The organism is Rheinheimera gaetbuli (assembly GCF_054781935.1).
The window spans coordinates 69008-85934 of sequence record NZ_BAAGTL010000025.1 but is presented as its reverse complement, the minus strand read 5'-3'; the positions used below and the strand labels follow the sequence as shown (position 1 = coordinate 85934).

Genomic DNA, 16927 nt, shown 5'->3' with positions numbered 1-16927 from the left:
AGTAGCGATGGCTGGTAATAGCATTGGACAGTTATTTAAAGTAACCACATTTGGCGAAAGCCACGGCCCGGCCATTGGCGGCATTGTCGATGGGTGTCCGCCGGGTATGCAATTGACGGCTGAAGATTTACAGCTGGATTTAGACCGGCGCAAACCCGGTACATCGCGTTACACCACGGCACGGCGCGAAGAAGATGCAGTAAAAATTCTGTCTGGGGTGTTTGAAGATACCACCACCGGTGCCAGTATTGGCCTGTTGATTGAAAACACCGATCAGCGCTCACAGGATTACTCCAACATTAAAGAGCAATTTCGCCCGGGCCATGCTGATTACACCTACTGGCATAAATTTGGTATTCGGGATTATCGCGGCGGTGGCCGCTCGTCGGCACGTGAAACGGCAGTGCGGGTTGCCGCTGGTGCCATTGCAAAAAAATACCTGCGTGAACAATGTGGTATTGAAATTCGTGGTTATTTAGCACAACTTGGCCCGGTGAAGGCGGAGTTAGTCAGCTGGGATGAGGTGCACAACAACCCGTTTTTTTGCCCGGACCCGTCTAAGCTGGACGCGCTTGATGATTACATGCGCCAATTGAAAAAAGACGGTGACTCAGTTGGCGCACGCGTTAATGTGGTGGCCAGCAATATGCCTGTAGGTTGGGGCGAGCCGGTGTTTGACAGGCTGGATGCCGATATTGCTCATGCCATGATGAGCATTAACGCGGTAAAAGCTGTTGAAATTGGCGACGGCTTTGCTGTGGTAGAGCAACGGGGCTCCACGCACCGCGACGAGCTTACTCCACAGGGCTTTAGTGCAAACCATGCCGGTGGTGTGTTAGGCGGTATATCGTCTGGCCAGGATTTACTGGTCAGTATGGCGCTAAAACCCACCTCCAGCATTAGCATCGCAGGTAAGAGTATTAACACCCGCGGCGAAGTAGTGGATATTGTCACCAAAGGCCGGCACGACCCCTGTGTCGGTATTCGTGCAGTGCCTATTGCTGAAGCTATGCTGGCAATAGTGCTGATGGACCATTACCTGCGCCACCGCGCACAAAATATGCATGTACAGGTAACCACGCCTGATATTGCCCGCAATGGCAGAGCATAACCGCTACTATGAGTCTTATGTCTACCCGGCCAGCCTTAGTGCTGGCTTATTTTACTTATTTTGGCGTACTAGGCATCTTTGTGCCGTATTTTGGCCTGTTTCTCGATGGCCGAGGGCTTAATTCTGCTGACATTGGCCTGTTGCTGGCCATTGTTACCGCCAGCCGCATTGTTGGCCCCTCTGCATGGGCGCTAATAGCAGAGCGCAGTGGCAAGCCTCACGCCGTTATGCGCATTGGCGCAACCCTGGCTGCTATCGGCTGGCTCAGTAGCTTTGCCGACTTTGGTTTTTGGCCACTGCTGGCAGGTTTTACGTTATTTAGCTTTTTTTGGACGGCCATTTTGCCGCAGCTTGAAGTGGCGACCTTTGCCTTTGTTAATGATGACAGCCGTGCTTATGGTCGTATTCGTACAGCAGGCAGTGTTGGCTACATCGTGCTGGTAATGCTGGGTGGCTGGTTGTTTGAGCGCTACGGCAGTGAATTTTTGCCCGTATCCGCACTGTTGTTTTTACTCTTGTTGTTAGCCAGCCTGTTTTTACTGCCGAAGGTGACGGTAAGCAATGAGCTTAGCAGTGACGCTGTGCCTTTTAGCCGGTTATTAAAAAACAGTGTACTGCTGCGTTTTATGTTGGCGGCGTTGCTATTGCAAATGAGCTTTGCGCCGTTTTATGGTTTTTTTACCCTATACAGTCGCGATCTGGGCTATAGCGGCAGCCAGACTGGCTTGTTTATCAGCCTGGCCGTTGCAGCAGAAATTGTCGCTTTTTATTTTGCCGGCAGCTTAATGCGCAATCGCAGTTACCGCCAGTTACTGGGTTTATGTTACGGCTTAACGGTATTGCGCTGGTTGTTGATGGCCACAGTGGCAGACAATGTCTGGTTACTCTGTTTTAGTATGCTGTTGCATGCGGGCAGCTTCGCTATTGCTCACAGCTGCGCCATGCAGTTTATTCAGCAGTTTTTCCCAAAAAACCTGCGCAGCCGGGGCCAGGCATTATATGCCGGTGTCATTTTTGGTGGCGGCGGGGCCATAGGTGCTTACTGCTCTGGCTTGCTATGGCAGGATGGCGCTGGCGCTACTGCAACATTTTATGCCGCAGCTTTATTGGCACTTGCAGCAACGTTATTGGCACTAACATTGCCCGGTAGTCAAGGGCGGGTGAAGGCTTTACAATAGCGGCCATTTTTTTGTCTGCTGAAGGTATAGCAATATGGCGAATCTGTTTCGGTTGGGGCTGATTATTAATCCACTGGCCGGTTTAGGCGGCAGTGTGGGCTTAAAAGGCTCGGATGGCCAGGCTGAGCAAGCGCTGGCACTTGGCGCCACGCCGCAGGCAATAAATCGCGCCAAAACAGCGTTGTCAGAACTTCTGGCGCAGCGCGGCCAGTTTGAAGTCTTTACCGCAGCCGGAGCCATGGGCGAGAGTGCTTGTGCAGAGTTGGGCTTGCAGTATCAGGTGGTGTATAGCGCAGCTGCAGCGCCGTCAACAGCACAAGACACTGAAGCTGCCGCCAAACTGCTGGCCGAAAACAGCGTAGATTTATTATTGTTTGCCGGTGGCGATGGCACCGCACGCAACATTTGTGCTGCGCTGGGCGAGCAAACCACGGTGCTGGGCATTCCGGCCGGGGTAAAAATTCACTCTGGCGTTTATGCTATATCACCGCAGGCTGCCGGTAAGCTGGTAGCTAAACTGGTGGCTGGCGAGCTGGTATCGCTAAGCGAGGCGCCAGTCATGGATATTGACGAGCAGGCGTTTCGTGATGGCGTAGTCAAAGCGCGCCGCTTTGGTGAAATGCGCATACCTGCACAACTGCGTTATGTGCAAAGTGTAAAAATGGGCGGGCGCGAGTCTGAAGAGCTGGTACTGGCTGATTTGGCCGCTTACGTTGCTGCACAGTTGGAAGACAACGTGCGCTATGTGATGGGCTCGGGCTCTACCGTAGCGGCGGTGATGAGTGAGCTGGGGCTGGACAATACCTTGCTTGGTGTTGATGTCATAGAAAATGGCGAGCTTATCGCAAAAGACGTTACCGCTGCGCAGCTGCTCGAACTGGTGCAGGGCTACCCCAGTAAACTTATCATCACGTTAATTGGTGGCCAGGGTCATGTGTTTGGCCGTGGTAATCAGCAGTTATCGCCGGCAGTGATCCGTGCTATTGGCCGTGACAATATTTTGCTTATTGCCAGCAAAGCCAAGTTGCAGCAACTGGATGGCCGGCCATTGTTGGCAGACACCGGAGATGCCAAGTTAGATCAACAACTTACCGGCTTAATTAATATCCTGACTGGTTACAACGACTATGTGATGTACCGCTTAGGCTACGAGGATGAAATTTAATATGACAGCAGTAGTAACAGTAGAGCAGTTTATCGACGCGGCAGCCAATTTGTTTGATGCCTTAGTTCCGGTAGCCAGTGACGACGAGTTATTTGCCTCGGGTTACCTGCGTGGCCACTTCGATTTGGCGGTGGGTACCTTAGAAGTGGCTGCCGAGCCTTTTTCTGCCGCCGCTGTGATACAGCAGGTTAATGACACCCTAAATCAGGCTATTGCCAATGGCGAGCTAAGCGAGCAAGACCAACAACACGTTAATGCCATCTGGCAGCGCCTGCAGCAACTGCCGGCCTGACGGCAAGACATTCGCGCGCTTATGCGCTACCATAAGCGCACTTTTAACCTAAAGCCGTCAGGCTTTTCCTGCATAAGTGGAACTCATGTCAAAATATACAACGCTTGAACAACACGCCAGCTATGGTATTGGTTTACAAATGGGCCAGCAATTGGCCGACAACCCGTTTGACGGCTTAGATATCGACGCCGTAGCGGCGGGTGTTATTGCCGCCTTTACCGAGCAGGCTCCAGAAGTAACTGACGAGCAAATCCGTGCCGCTTTCGGTGTGATAAGCGAGCGTATGCAAGCCGAGCAAGCCGAAAAAGCCGAATTATTAGCCGGTGCCGGTGAAGCCTTCCTGGCGGAAAACGCCAAGCGCGCAGAAGTTACCGTAACCGCTTCAGGCCTGCAGTACGAAGTACTGGTTGCGGCAGAAGGTGAAAAACCATCACGCGATTCAACTGTACGTACGCACTACCACGGTACCTTAATTGACGGCACCGTGTTTGATTCTTCTTATCAGCGTGGCGAACCGGCAGAATTCCCGGTATCCGGTGTTATCGCTGGTTGGACAGAAGCGCTGCAGTTAATGGCGCCGGGCAGCAAATTACGTTTATACATTCCACACAACCTGGCCTACGGCGAGCGCGGTGCTGGTAATGCTATTGCGCCGTTTAGCACGCTAGTGTTTGACGTTGAGCTGTTAGCTATTCTGTAATAGCGACGCTGTTCGTGAACAAAGCCCTGCACTGCGGGGCTTTGTTGTTTATAGTGCTGCATACGTTTAATACAGCATGCAAAATAGGTGAGCTATGTACCACATTCGACCTTATCAACCCGGTGAAGAGCCGCTACTGCGCGAGCTGTTCTACAACACTGTACATAACGTTAACCAGCGCGATTACACCCAACAGCAACGTAATGCCTGGGCGCCGGCGCAATATGATGAAAACGCCTGGGTAATGCGCATGCAGGAAAGTGAGCCCTTTGTCGCGCTGGATAACGACACTATCGTTGGCTTTGCCGACGTGCAAAATGATGGTTATATCGACTTTTTCTTTTGCCACCATGCGTATCAGGGCAAAGGCGTGGGCAAAGCGTTGATGAAACACCTGCTTAAAACCGGCAAACGTTTTGGTGTAACATGCTTTTACGCCGACGTCAGCCTTACTGCTAAACCGTTTTTCGAGCATTATGGTTTTACCGTAGTCAGGCAGCAGCAAAAAGACGTGCGCGGCTCGGTGCTAACCAATTTTTTGATGGAAAAGCGTTAGTACGAAAAGTCGTTGCTGTCGGCTAAAAGTCGGGTGCTTTACGTACCTGACAGGCAAAAAAATAACCCATGCTGCTGGTTCAGGAGCACAGGAGCAACTCAATGATTTTAAAACAACTGCGTCTTAGCCGACATATCTCTCAGGAACAATTGGCGCAAATGTCCGGGCTTAATGTCCGCACTATCCAGCGCATTGAGAGCGGCCATAACGCCAGTGTCGAATCGTTAAAATGTCTCGCTGCCGCTCTTGATGTTGATGTGACAACACTGAACCAGGAGACATTTATGATTGATAAACACAACGATGATTGGCAAAGGTTACCGCTATTTTTAAAAATATGGTTTTGGTTAAACCTGCTGCAAGTGCGACCACAGCGCAAAACAGCAAAGCGGGCAGAAATCATGTCGCATTGTGCTGGTTTTATTTTTTGCTGCTTTGGGCTGGTAAATGAAGCGGCTTTAGCCGGTGGCCTTATCATGCTGGCAGTAGCCTACTTTTACTCAATGCTAAAATGGCAAGGCGACAAATACGGCATTTGGTATGAGCCTGAAGCCGAAAGCCATTAGGGTCAGAAAGCCATTAGGGTCACAGAAAGCCATTAGGGTCAGGTCTTGCCTTTTGCCATCCATGCTGAAAGTCAAAAAGCAAGACCTGACCCTCAGGTTCCTGGTGACCCTCAGGTTCCTGGCGAGGAGTTAAGAATTAGGCATGTGCCCAAATGCAGCGATGATGGCGAGAAAGGCATTAAACTTCAAAATTTGAGCCGCACTGCTATTAACGGTAGAGGAAACAGCCAAAGTGTATTGTTACCAAACAGATTGTTGCAACAGTCTGGTTTGCTACAAATGTTTAAGAACTTATGTAGCAAAAACAACTTACCTTATCTTGACGTTAAATAATTTGTACTCAAATTGTCGATTATCACTAACGGGGGAGTTATGTTTAAAAACAGCATGCGCGCAGTACACTCTGGTGAAGTATTGCATGAAGATTATTTGTTACCACTAAATATGAGTGACAATGCTCTGGCACAGGCGCTACGGGTAAAAGCGGCACGGATCAATGAAATAGTGCGTGAAAAACGCGGTGTTACTGCTGACACGGCACTGCGTCTGGCTCGCTATTTTGGCGGCGATGCCCAAAGCTGGCTTAATTTTCAGGCGATATAAGACCTTAAACTGGCCGAGCAGCAAAGTGGTGAGCAAATCAGTAAAGATATTTCACCTCATGCGGTATCCATTGATTAAGATATTATCGGTGGATGCCGACAACCAATCCCTTTAGCCATTTCCAGCCGGTACATAGCAGTTGCTTTAGGTTTACCGGTATTAACACCAATAGCGCTGTGCCTTGGGCGAAGTGGGGGTTTAGCTGGCAGTAAAAGGCAATTTCGGCTTTGTTGCTGGCTTTTAACCGGCTGATGTCTTCTGCGCTGTAATTGCTGGCGCGGCCAACGGTTTTTAAACAGTTAAGGTTTTGCCAGGGGCTGGGTTTGGCGTTGGGTACCAGAGCTTGATACATAGCAATATCTGCTTTGCTCATGCCGGGGTTGGGGTAGATAAAGGCGACTTTTTTGCCCATCGCCCGGTACATTGCCGGGCTTAGCATGGTATCGAGGTAATATACCTTATGCTTAAGATGTCGCAGCCAGGTGTGAATTGCCTGCAAAAAAGAAAACGCAAAGGTACTGTTATTGCCACGATAACCTGGCATAAAGGCGGCTGATGCGCCGATTATTATGCTGTTATCGGTTTCTTTGACAAAAGTCAGTAAACAATAGCCCACCAACTGATCTCCCTGATAAAACAGCCTTACGCGCCGCTGGTAATGCCTTGGATTAGCAAAATAGCGATTAAAATACTGCCGGCTGTCTACGCCATTAAAGCTGGCAGCAATTAACGCGATGATCTGCTCTGCCTCTGTGGCCGTAAGCCAGTTTTTGCTGCTTACTTTATCTAGCTGGTAGCGCTGCATAAGGGATCACAAAACGAAAAGGTGGCGTAATCAGGCCAGTTTTTGCTATTAATCGCAATTATTTTTTTGTGGTGCTTGTTATTGTACCATCTGGTACATATATAGGTTTCAGCCGCAGAACTTGCTGCGATAGCCTACAGACTGCTGAGCAGTAAATCTTAACACTGAATTCAGGAAAATTTATGCCAACCTTATTCGACCCGATACAAGTCGGCGATCTACAGCTGTCAAACCGCATTATTATGGCGCCATTAACCCGCTGCCGTGCCAGCGCGGGCCGGGTGCCAAACGAACTGATGGCCGAATATTATGTGCAGCGTGCCAGCGCAGGCCTTATTTTAACTGAGGCTACATCGGTAACACCGATGGGCGTGGGCTACCCCGATACACCGGGTATTTGGTCTGACGAGCAAGTAGCCGGCTGGCACAAAATAACCGACGCGGTGCACCAGGCCGGTGGTAAAATTATGCTGCAGCTGTGGCATGTTGGCCGTATTTCAGACCCGCACTACTTAGCTGGCCAGTTACCGGTAGCGCCCAGTGCAATTGCAGCGGATGGCCATGTTAGTTTAATGCGGCCGAAAAAACCTTTTGTTACGCCGCGTGCGCTGCAAACTGATGAAATTGCCGGCATTGTAGAGGCGTACCGCAAGGGTGCCGAAAACGCCAAAAAAGCCGGTTTTGACGGCGTAGAAATTCATGGCGCTAATGGCTATTTACTCGATCAATTCTTGCAGGACAGCACTAACAAACGTACTGACAACTATGGCGGCAGTATTGAAAACCGTGCCCGCTTAATGCTGGAAGTCACCGATGCAGCAGTATCGGTGTGGGGCGCTGGCCGTGTAGGTATGCATTTAGCCCCGCGTGCTGATGCGCATAGCATGGGCGACTCAGAGCGTGCCGATACCTTTGGTTATGTTGCCACTGAGCTGGGTAAACGCGGTATTGCGTTTATTTGCGCCCGCGAGGCAGAAGGTGGCGATAGCCTGGGGCCACAATTAAAGCGCCAGTTTGGCGGTGTATATATTGCCAACGAAAAGTTCGATAAAGCCACAGCGACTAAAGCACTGGCAGGCGGCAACGCCGATGCAGTAGCATTTGGTGTGCCCTTTATTGCTAACCCTGATTTGGTGCAGCGTTTAGCCGCTGATGCAGTGCTAAATACTGCCAGGCCTGAACTGTTTTATAGCAGCGGCGCAGAAGGCTATACCGACTACCCTTATTTAGCCTGAGGCTGATAAAACAACACCGGCCATGGCCGGTGTTGTTTAAACGGTACTAGTCCCGATACGGGTTGGTACTGATACGGGCAAATTGTGCCAGTAATAAAACGGCTGCTACTGCGGCATAGCAGTACAGCGCTACCGCACTCCAGAATGCCATACTTTTACCTAACAACTGCCAGCTGGTATCACCGCAACTGCCAGTAGGTTCGAATATTGCCGGTAGCCATTTATCAAGCGGCAGCCAACTGGGAAATTCGGCAAATAACGAACAGCTGAAAAAACCACCCTCAGCCAGCAATTGCTCAATATTAAGTAGCTCCTGTGCTTGCAGTATGCCGCCAATAGCTGCTGCCAACATTGCAACCAGAGCTAACAGCCGGACAATGGCATTGCCCGGAGCAAGAAGGCCAATCAGCGATGCCAGTAATATTGCGGCAAAGGCAGCACGCACATTAATACACTTAATGCAGGGTTGCATGTTAAGCCCGTACTGAAAATACAACGCTGTAGCCAGTAACCCAACACAAGATAGCATCACCAGCAACCAACCCCAGCGCTGCATTGATAACGCTTTCATTTTTTGTAGCATTTTTTATCCTTCTGACGGGAATTTTATGATAAGCCGCCGTTAATCTACGGTATTTGCTGACAATGTACAATCGGTGCACCACAAACAGGCAATTTTCGGGCTGTGGCTTGTTAACTGTTCGCGCTCTGGTACAATCAGTGCAAATTTATGAACAAAAAGACGGACAGATCCGCATGACCAATCTGATTAAAGCGCAAAGCCCGGCCGGGTTTGCCGAAGAATACATTGTCGACTCTATCTGGAATGGCAAATTTGCCCCAGGCTCTATTCTGCCGGCAGAGCGTGAACTGTCTGAATTGATTGGTGTAACCCGCACCACCTTGCGTGAAGTATTACAACGGTTGGCACGTGATGGCTGGTTAACTATTCAGCACGGCAAACCAACTAAAGTAAATAACTTCTGGGAAACCTCGGGCTTAAATATTTTAGAAACACTGGCGCGGCTGGACGAAGATCAAATGCCAAAACTGGTAGATGATTTATTGTCAGCCCGAACTAACATTAGCGCTATTTATATCCGTGGCGCGATAAAAAACCATGCGCAGCAGGTAATAGAGCTGTTTGCCGGTGCCGAGGCACTGGACGATACGCCCGAAGCCTATGCTGAGTTTGATTACAACCTGAACCATGAGCTGGCAAGATACTCAGAAAACCGTATTTATGTGCTGATTTTAAACGGCTTTCGTGGTTTGTATAATAAAATTGCCCGTTTTTATTTCTCACACCCACAGGCACGTGAACTGGCGCGTAAGTATTACCACCAGATCAAGCTGTATGCTGAAAACGGCAAATTTGATGAGGTGGTGTTTGCCGTGCGCAAATACGGTAAAGAAAGTGGAATTGTCTGGTCTGAGCTACGACCGCAGATCCCGAAAGATTTGGTTGAATAAGTCTGAGAGAAACCGCCTGTGGGCGGTTTTTTTTCAATAGCCTTTCGGGGTTGAGCTTAGTGCTTTAGTCGGGCTATTATTGCAGGGAATAATATATTCTTTTTGGTTATAAGGAGCCAGGCATGTCTTTTCAGCTGCAAGGTGAGGTTTATCTCGATAATAATGCGACAACGCCGGTATTACCGGTTGCCGCACACGCAGCAATGCACTGCATGCAACAGGGGTTTGGTAATCCCAGTAGCAGCCATGCCACCGGCATTAAAGCCAAAGCAGAGCTTGAATCTACCCGTGCTTTAGCACGGCGCCTGATCGGTGCCAGCAGCGGCGATATTATTTTTACCTCTGGCGCCACTGAAGGCATTCAATCTTCAATAGTGTCGGCACTGATAGCCAGCCGTGAGCGTGGTCTCAGCGGGCCTGAAACTTTATTACTGTATGGCGCTACCGAGCACAAAGCAGTACCGGAAAGCCTGAAACACTGGAACAAGGTACTGCAATTAAATGCCACCGTGCTGGCAATACCGGTAGATAAAAACGGCTTACTGGACCAGCAGTTTATTCAGCAAAAGCTGCCGAATACCGCCATGATTTGTACCATGGCCGCTAATAACGAAACCGGTGTAAAACAAGACTTGCTAGCGCTGGAACAGTTAATCCGCTCTATAAATCCTGCCGTTTATTGGATGGTCGATTGCGTGCAGGCGCTGGGTAAAATGACGCTGAACATTGCTGCTACCAGCATCGATTTTGCGCCGTTTAGTGGCCACAAGCTTTATGCGCCTAAGGGCATTGGTTTTTTGTATGTGCGTAAAGGCGCACCCTACCAGCCGTTTATTGCCGGCGGTGGCCAGGAGAGCGGTTTGCGCTCAGGCACTGAAAACCTGCCGGGTATAGCCGCTTTGCATGCAGTGTTTAATGAGTTAGCTAAAACATCCGGCTCAGCTTTTCAACCCGAAGCAACGCTATGGCATTACCGGCAGCAACTTATTGCTGCACTGCGTCAGGTATTTCCGGCGATGGTGTTGAATAGTGATGTACCTTATGTGGTGCCAACTACGATAAATTTTGCCGTGCCCGATTTTTACAGCAAAGACATTATGGACTTGTTTGATGCTGCCGGTATTCGTGTCAGCTCAGGCTCTGCCTGCAGCTCAAAAGTGCCCAGTAGTTTTGTTTTGGATGCCATGGGGCTGGAAAGCTGGCGCTCGCAAGGGGCCATTCGTCTGTCGTTTGGTCCGGCAATGACGCAAGCAGAATGCGACCGGGCTTGCAACGCTATTGCTGCTTTGTCTGCAGTGGTATGTAAACACTGCCTGGTATTAACTGATGCCACACCGACACTGGAAATTCATGCCCGCGGTTTATTACAATTAAAACATGAAGCGTTATGTAGCTATGTACTAATTTGTCCCGATAGCCGTCAGGCGCTGGTAATCGATCCGGTATTACCGTTGGCCGGGCGCATAGCCAATATTATTCAGGGCCAGGGTTTGCAACTGAGTGCAATACTGGATACCCATTTACATCAGGATCACCAGTCAGCTCGCGCTGAGCTACTTACGTTGTTGGCGGAGACCAGCGCAGACAGCCGTGGTATAGACCGGCATTGTGACAACCTTGGCTGGCCAGAAAACCAGACAGCAATTACGCTGGGGCCATATCGTTTTAGCCGTCTAAATACGCCAGGGCATACACCAGAAGCCGTTAGCCTGATGCTGCACAAACACCAGCAGTTATTAGCGGTATTTTGCGGTGACTTAATTTTGCCCGGCGGTGTTGGGCGTACCGATTTAACCGGCGGCAATTTGGCCGATCTGGCCAATAGTATCCGTGCGTTACAACAGCAAATCCAGCCAGATACTTTACTGCTGTCCAGTCACGACTACGCCCAGCGTTTTTTCACTACTTTGGCGCTTACTGCCGCTGAGCAGCCGGCGGTAAATGCCTTATTACAGCAAAAGCCTGAAGCGCAGTGGCAGCATCAGCTGCAGCAGCAAGCTATCGCATTACAACAGGCCAGCAGCCATTATTGTGGCCTGGTTGAGGTAAGTTTATCAGATGCTACTGATGTCATTTCAACGGAGCAGTTGACGACATTTTTAACCACTCACCCAGACACTCTGGTAGTAGACGTTCGTGAGCCGCATGAGCAAAGTGCCGGCGCCTTATCTGGCTATTTGCCACAACAGTGGCCAGTGCTTGAAGTACCCCTGTCTAAACTGGCCGATGCGCTGATCTCGCAGCAGTTGCATGCAGAGCAGGCATTACTGCTGGTTTGCCGCTCAGGCAACCGCAGTTTGATGGCGTGCAAAGTGCTTGGCCGGCTGGGCTATACGCAGGTTTACAATCTGAAGGGTGGCACGGCGTTGTTACGTTAATAAATGCAACATAAAAAAGGCGCCGCTAAAAGCGGCGCTGAGTACTTCCTGCGATAAATGCTTGTAACCAATAACCTAGTAAAAAAAGTGCTGTAGCGGATTTAACAACCGCGTTAAACCTTTCTTAAACTGCAGCGGTGCACTTAACACCGACAAACAAAGACAATCTTCGTTCGCCATGGTGCGCGGTGTATGGGTGTCATCAGGTGAGTTAATAAGCAAATCACCGGCAACATACTCGCCATTTTCGTCGACAATTTTTCCGGCCAACACTAACGTCATTTCCAGTCCCAAATGGGTATGTTGTGGTACTTCGGTGTCTTTATCAATGTATAGTAAAGACACATGGTGTTCTGCGCCTGCCGGTAATTTAGCGGTCGCTATGCCGCCTAACTGTAACCATTTGCCATGCTCGGCTGCCAGCCGTTGCAAGGCACGCGGCACAACAAACTCGCGCTGGTTAATTCTGATTGGTTGTGCCAATTCAGCTGCCGTCAGCGTTGATTTCTGCAACTGTGGCTGCGCTACGATAGATGCTATCATATCCTGCCAATCGGCAACGTCGGCTTTGGCAGACGACTGCTGCAACTGGCAGGCAAGGTCAGCGGTAATGTCGCGGTTTAACCGTTGGCAGTGCGGGCACAAGTCGATGTGCGCAGATACTGCCAGTGCAACGTCGGCTGATAAAGTACCTTCGGCAAACTGCTCCAGCAATGACATACCGGGATGAAATTTAATTGCGTGCGCCATCTAATGCCTCTCTTAATCTGTCCAGCGCCAACCGTAGCCGCGATTTTACCGTGCCCAGTGGTATAGCCAATTCGTCTGATACTTCCTGGTGTGACTTTTCCTGCATGTACACTTTTTCAATTACTTCGCGCTGTGCCGGTGGCAGCTTATCGAAGTGGGGCAGCAGTTTATCCATCAATAAATGGTTATCCCACACTGCTGAGCTGTCGTCTGCTTCAGTTTCAGGATATTCACCGTCAAGCCACAGATCGTCTGCACAAATATCGTCTTTGCGGCTTTGTTTTTTCCGCAGCATGTCAAATCTAACATTGCGTGCAATGGTAAAAATCCAGGTCGATGCACAGCCACGTGTCGCATCGAACAAAGCCGCTTTTTTCCATACATTGAGCATAGTATCCTGCACCATTTCTAGTGCTTGCTGCTCATTACCAAACATTTTCATGCCAAACGCTTTTAGTCTGGGAGCAAAGTGGCTAAATAATTCGGCATAGGCTTGCTGGTCACGCTGCACTGCAACGAACGTAAGGGTATCTTCCCATTGGCTACTGGTGTTTTCCGAAGTAGACATTATTGCTGTAGTTTCCCGTGATGGCGTGTTACCGCCATCATGCCTTGCTATACCGGCTGAGTTCAACATGTTTACCTTTCCCGCGGTGATTTATCGCTGCCATTAGCCTGTTTCAACTTTTACGCAGCCGTATTAAAGTTGGTTCATTATGCTTTTAACAAAAAATAGAAAGGTAAGTGCGTTTTTATCTTATTTTCTTGCTAAAAAATTGCTGTAACATGATGTCATCTTATTTGGGAGCTTGCTATGAAACAGATTTTAGTGATTAACAGTTCTATTAACGGTGATAAAGGCCATTCAGCTCAGTTGACCCAGCAATTTTTGGCACAGTTGCCGGCTGACAGCTTTACTGTTGATAGCCTGGATCTTAACGAAACACCCGTGCCGCATTTGGCCATGACCGAGATAGCAGCATGGATGACACCTGCTGAGCAGCGCAGTGCCGAGCAACAGCAGTTAGCGGCGATTTCAGATGGTGTTATTGCCCGGATTACCGCTGCTGACGTTATCGTTATAGGCGTACCTATGTACAACTTTGGTGTGCCGTCGCAATTAAAAGCCTTACTGGACCGTGTTGCCCGCGCCGGCATTACCTTTAAATACACTGAGCAAGGCCCGGTTGGCCTACTGGAAGACAAACCAGTGGTGATCTTTGCTACTCGCGGTGGTGTGTACCAGGGCACGACTATGGACAGCCAAACGCCGTTTTTGCAGACCTTTTTAAACTTTGTCGGTTTAAAAGATCTGCACTTTGTTTACGCCGAAGGCTTGAACATGGGGGCTGAAGCGCAGCAGTCAGCGCTAGCCGCGGCCCGTCACCGTTTGGTTGAAATTGGCGCTGCTGTTGCTGCGTAAGCGCCAATTCGACACTGTTCTTCATCTTCTCCATAGCGGGTCGGTATTTCAACGACTAAGCTATTTTGCACCGGCTGACACCAGCCGGTTTTTTATGCCAATTAATCTTATCTGCTTTGCTGTCAGCCGCATCTGCATTTATCCGGGTTGCGTTAAGTGCATAGGCTTTGTATAACAGGGCGTCTTTTATTACTACAAGAAGCGTGTTATGACAAACAATCGACACACCGTGCTTTGCGCTGCTTTGTGCGCCTTACTTATAAGCCCGGCGCAGGCAAAAAACAGCGAACCTCAAACCTATCAGACTAGTGTTGTAAGTGTGCCTGCGGTATTTCAGGCAGACACTAGCATTACGCTGACAATGGAACAAATAATGGCGCACCCCGACTGGCTGGGACGCCAAAGCGAGTCGGCACACTGGTCTGCTGATTCAAGCCAGATTTACTATCAGCGCAAGCGTGAGGGCAGTGAGTTACGTGACTGGTTTGTCAGGCCGTTGACCGGCAGTGGCAATGGCGATGCGGTAGCACTGGCTGAACTGCACAACATTGGTGCTGACGATGCGGTATTTAATAACAGCCGCACTTTGCAGGCGTATGTATTTGAGGGCGACATTTATGTCCGTGAGATTGCCAGTGGCAAAGTGACACAACTTACCCGCGATAACGAGCGTCAGAGTGAACCTCAGTTTTTACGTGATGGCCGTATCGTATATCGCGAGGGCTGGACCTTTTATGCGCAGTCTTTACAAGACAGTCAACGGACAGAGCTGGCCAGTCTGAAGCTTTCTGACGCGCCCAAAGCGCCAGCACAACCAAAGGGCTATCTGGCACAGGAACAGCATAAACTGATCGAGTTTATTGCACTGGAACAGCGCAATGCGACTGAGCGGTATCAGGCACGTCAGCAACTGCAACAACAAAATATCAGCCTGGCGCCAAAAGCATTTTATCTGGGTAAAGAGCAGCAGATAGTGTCTGCTAGTCTGTCACCAAAAGCCGATTACCTGTTGGTGTCGGTGCGCAAAGCCAGCAAGCGTAATGATAAAGACATTATGCCCAATTACATCACTGCGAATGGCGATATCGCCGCACAGCCGGTTCGCTCACGTGTAAATGATGCAACACCAGCGCCACAGCGCATCCTGCTGCTTGATCTGAACGACGGTAGCAGCACTGAGCTGAGCTACAGCAGTTTACCGGGTTATAACGAAGATGTACTGGCCGAGGTAAAGGCAGAAAACGCCAAAGCCCGCGGCGAAAAGTATAAAAGCGAAAAAGTGATCCGCGATATTGGCCTGATGAACGACTGGTATTGGGCGCAAAGCGCAATGCGTTGGCACAACAGTGGTGAGCAGGTCGCGCTGATGTTAAAGGCGCTGGACAACAAAGATCGCTGGATTGCGACTGTCGACTTTAAGCAAAAAAAGCTGGTTCCCCAACATCGTCTGCACGATAAAGCCTGGGTTAATTATGCTTTTAACGACTTTGGCTGGTTAAACAACAGCGATAGCCTGTATTACCTGTCAGAAGAGTCTGGCTATGCACATCTTTATGTTAAGCCGCTAAAGGGTAAAGCCAAAAAGCTAACCAATGGCACTTTTGAGGTAAGCAGCCCGGTACTGACGCGCGATGACAGCTACATTTATTTCCAGGCCAACGTAAATCACCCGGGTAACTATGAGGTATACCGCGCAGTGTTGCAAAGCGGTAAGACCGAACAGCTGACTAATCTCGGTGGCAGTACCAGCTTTACTTTGTCGCCGGATGAGCAAAAACTGTTGTTAAATTTCTCGACGAACCTGCTGCCAAACGAGCTGTATGTAGCAGAAGCCAAGCCTGATGCTGCCGTAACACGTTTAACCGATACCATTTCAGAGCAGTTTAAACAGTTGCCACTTCAGGCACCGAAAATTGTGGCCGTGCCGTCCAGCCATGGTAAGCAGCCGGTATTTGCCAAAGTATATTACCCGGCGGATTATCAGCAGGGTGAAAAACGCCGTGCAGTTATTTTTAACCACGGTGCCGGCTATCTGCAAAACAGCGATTTGGGCTGGTCGGTTTATTTCCGCGAGTTTTTCTTTCATAACCTGTTAACGCAGCAAGGCTATGTGGTAATGGATATGGATTACCGTGCATCAAAAGGCTATGGCCGTGACTGGCGCACGGCTATTTACCGGCGTATGGGCACACCGGAAATTGAAGACTTAGCTGACGGTGTCAACTGGCTGGTTGCCAATGCCAATGTCGATCGCAACCGCATTGGTACCTACGGCGGCTCTTACGGTGGCTTTATGACCTTTATGGCGCTGTTTACCCAGCCGGATTTATTCCAGGCCGGTGCGGCACTGCGTCCGGTGAGTGATTGGGCTTATTACAACCAGCCGTACACGTCTAACATTCTGAACACGCCCGCCATTGACCCAATTGCCTATGAGCGCAGCTCACCCATTTATTTTACCCAGGGCCTGAAAAAGCCACTGCTGATTAATGCACCTATGGTGGATGACAATGTGTTTTTTCAGGATGTGGTGCGTTTGGTGCAGCGCTTAATTGAGCAGGAAAATATAAACTTTGAAACGGCAATTTACCCGGTAGAGCCGCATGGCTTCCGCCAGCCAAGCAGTTGGCTGGATGAATACCGCCGTATTTACAAATTGTTTGAGCAGCACTTGTAACGCTTAGCGTAATGC

General features: G+C 49.7%; 17 protein-coding genes and 1 pseudogene. 14 read left to right on the top strand and 4 right to left on the bottom strand.

Annotation, left to right across the window (positions count from 1 at the left end; genetic code table 11):
• Positions 1–7: 7 nt before the first annotated feature.
• The 9 genes and pseudogenes from aroC to ACYVIC_RS15495 all read left to right on the top strand — a co-directional run bounded on the left by aroC (position 8) and on the right by ACYVIC_RS15495 (position 6249).
• Positions 8–1111: a chorismate synthase gene (gene aroC / locus ACYVIC_RS15535; protein WP_460861437.1), complete on the top strand. Its 1104-nt coding sequence runs from the start codon at positions 8–10 to the stop codon at positions 1109–1111.
• A gap of 8 nt (positions 1112–1119) precedes the next feature.
• A complete protein-coding gene (locus tag ACYVIC_RS15530) occupies positions 1120–2289 on the top strand; it encodes an MFS transporter (protein WP_460861436.1) in 1170 nt (389 codons plus the stop codon).
• 34 nt (positions 2290–2323) lie between these two features.
• Positions 2324–3454, top strand: a complete 1131-nt coding sequence (locus ACYVIC_RS15525; RefSeq protein WP_460861435.1) for an ATP-NAD kinase family protein — start codon at positions 2324–2326, stop codon at positions 3452–3454.
• Between the two features lies 1 nt (position 3455).
• Entirely contained in the window at positions 3456–3746 is a 291-nt protein-coding gene (locus ACYVIC_RS15520; protein ID WP_460861433.1) for a YfcL family protein, read from the top strand.
• An 85-nt stretch (positions 3747–3831) separates the two neighbouring features.
• Positions 3832–4446 (top strand): FKBP-type peptidyl-prolyl cis-trans isomerase, encoded by a 615-nt coding sequence (locus ACYVIC_RS15515; RefSeq protein WP_460861431.1) that lies wholly within the window; start codon positions 3832–3834, stop codon positions 4444–4446.
• A gap of 94 nt (positions 4447–4540) precedes the next feature.
• A complete protein-coding gene (locus ACYVIC_RS15510; RefSeq protein ID WP_460861430.1) occupies positions 4541–5002 on the top strand; it encodes a GNAT family N-acetyltransferase in 462 nt (153 codons plus the stop codon).
• Between the two features lie 101 nt (positions 5003–5103).
• Positions 5104–5568, top strand: coding sequence for a helix-turn-helix domain-containing protein (locus ACYVIC_RS15505; protein ID WP_460861428.1), 465 nt, complete (start codon positions 5104–5106; stop codon positions 5566–5568).
• 45 nt (positions 5569–5613) lie between these two features.
• Positions 5614–5901, top strand: a complete 288-nt coding sequence (locus ACYVIC_RS15500) for a hypothetical protein (protein ID WP_460861426.1) — start codon at positions 5614–5616, stop codon at positions 5899–5901.
• Positions 5902–5940: 39 nt separating this feature from the next.
• A pseudogene (locus ACYVIC_RS15495) lies at positions 5941–6249 on the top strand (HigA family addiction module antitoxin).
• A 4-nt stretch (positions 6250–6253) separates the two neighbouring features.
• On the opposite strand, the gene ACYVIC_RS15490 reads toward ACYVIC_RS15495, so the two are convergent.
• Positions 6254–6976: a hypothetical protein gene (locus ACYVIC_RS15490; RefSeq protein WP_460861424.1), complete on the bottom strand. Its 723-nt coding sequence runs from the start codon at positions 6974–6976 to the stop codon at positions 6254–6256.
• 182 nt (positions 6977–7158) lie between these two features.
• Here ACYVIC_RS15490 and ACYVIC_RS15485 point away from each other — a divergent pair, with 182 nt between their 5' ends.
• Positions 7159–8211 (top strand): alkene reductase, encoded by a 1053-nt coding sequence (locus tag ACYVIC_RS15485; protein ID WP_460861423.1) that lies wholly within the window; start codon positions 7159–7161, stop codon positions 8209–8211.
• Between the two features lie 46 nt (positions 8212–8257).
• Here ACYVIC_RS15485 and dsbB read toward each other — a convergent pair whose 3' ends face one another.
• Positions 8258–8794 carry a disulfide bond formation protein DsbB gene (dsbB, locus tag ACYVIC_RS15480; RefSeq protein ID WP_460861422.1) on the bottom strand — a complete coding sequence of 179 codons (537 nt, stop codon included), beginning with the start codon at positions 8792–8794 and terminating at the stop codon, positions 8258–8260.
• Positions 8795–8931: 137 nt separating this feature from the next.
• Between dsbB and fadR the strand changes: the two genes are divergently transcribed.
• Together fadR and ACYVIC_RS15470 are read left to right on the top strand one after the other, a co-directional pair.
• A complete protein-coding gene (gene fadR, locus ACYVIC_RS15475; protein ID WP_460861420.1) occupies positions 8932–9684 on the top strand; it encodes a fatty acid metabolism transcriptional regulator FadR in 753 nt (250 codons plus the stop codon).
• Positions 9685–9806: 122 nt separating this feature from the next.
• Positions 9807–12062: an aminotransferase class V-fold PLP-dependent enzyme gene (locus ACYVIC_RS15470; RefSeq protein WP_460861419.1), complete on the top strand. Its 2256-nt coding sequence runs from the start codon at positions 9807–9809 to the stop codon at positions 12060–12062.
• Between the two features lie 75 nt (positions 12063–12137).
• Here ACYVIC_RS15470 and ACYVIC_RS15465 read toward each other — a convergent pair whose 3' ends face one another.
• Together ACYVIC_RS15465 and ACYVIC_RS15460 are read right to left on the bottom strand one after the other, a co-directional pair.
• Positions 12138–12812, bottom strand: a complete 675-nt coding sequence (locus tag ACYVIC_RS15465; protein ID WP_460861417.1) for a ChrR family anti-sigma-E factor — start codon at positions 12810–12812, stop codon at positions 12138–12140.
• On the bottom strand, positions 12796–13449 hold the full coding sequence (locus tag ACYVIC_RS15460; protein ID WP_460861415.1) for a sigma-70 family RNA polymerase sigma factor: 654 nt from the start codon (positions 13447–13449) through the stop codon (positions 12796–12798). Before ACYVIC_RS15460 ends, ACYVIC_RS15465 begins: the two co-directional genes overlap by 17 nt.
• Positions 13450–13626: 177 nt before the next feature.
• On the opposite strand from ACYVIC_RS15460, the gene ACYVIC_RS15455 reads away from it, so the two are divergent.
• Entirely contained in the window at positions 13627–14235 is a 609-nt protein-coding gene (locus ACYVIC_RS15455) for an FMN-dependent NADH-azoreductase (RefSeq protein ID WP_460861414.1), read from the top strand.
• Between the two features lie 208 nt (positions 14236–14443).
• A complete protein-coding gene (locus ACYVIC_RS15450; RefSeq protein ID WP_460861412.1) occupies positions 14444–16912 on the top strand; it encodes a S9 family peptidase in 2469 nt (822 codons plus the stop codon).
• Positions 16913–16927: the final 15 nt, after the last annotated feature.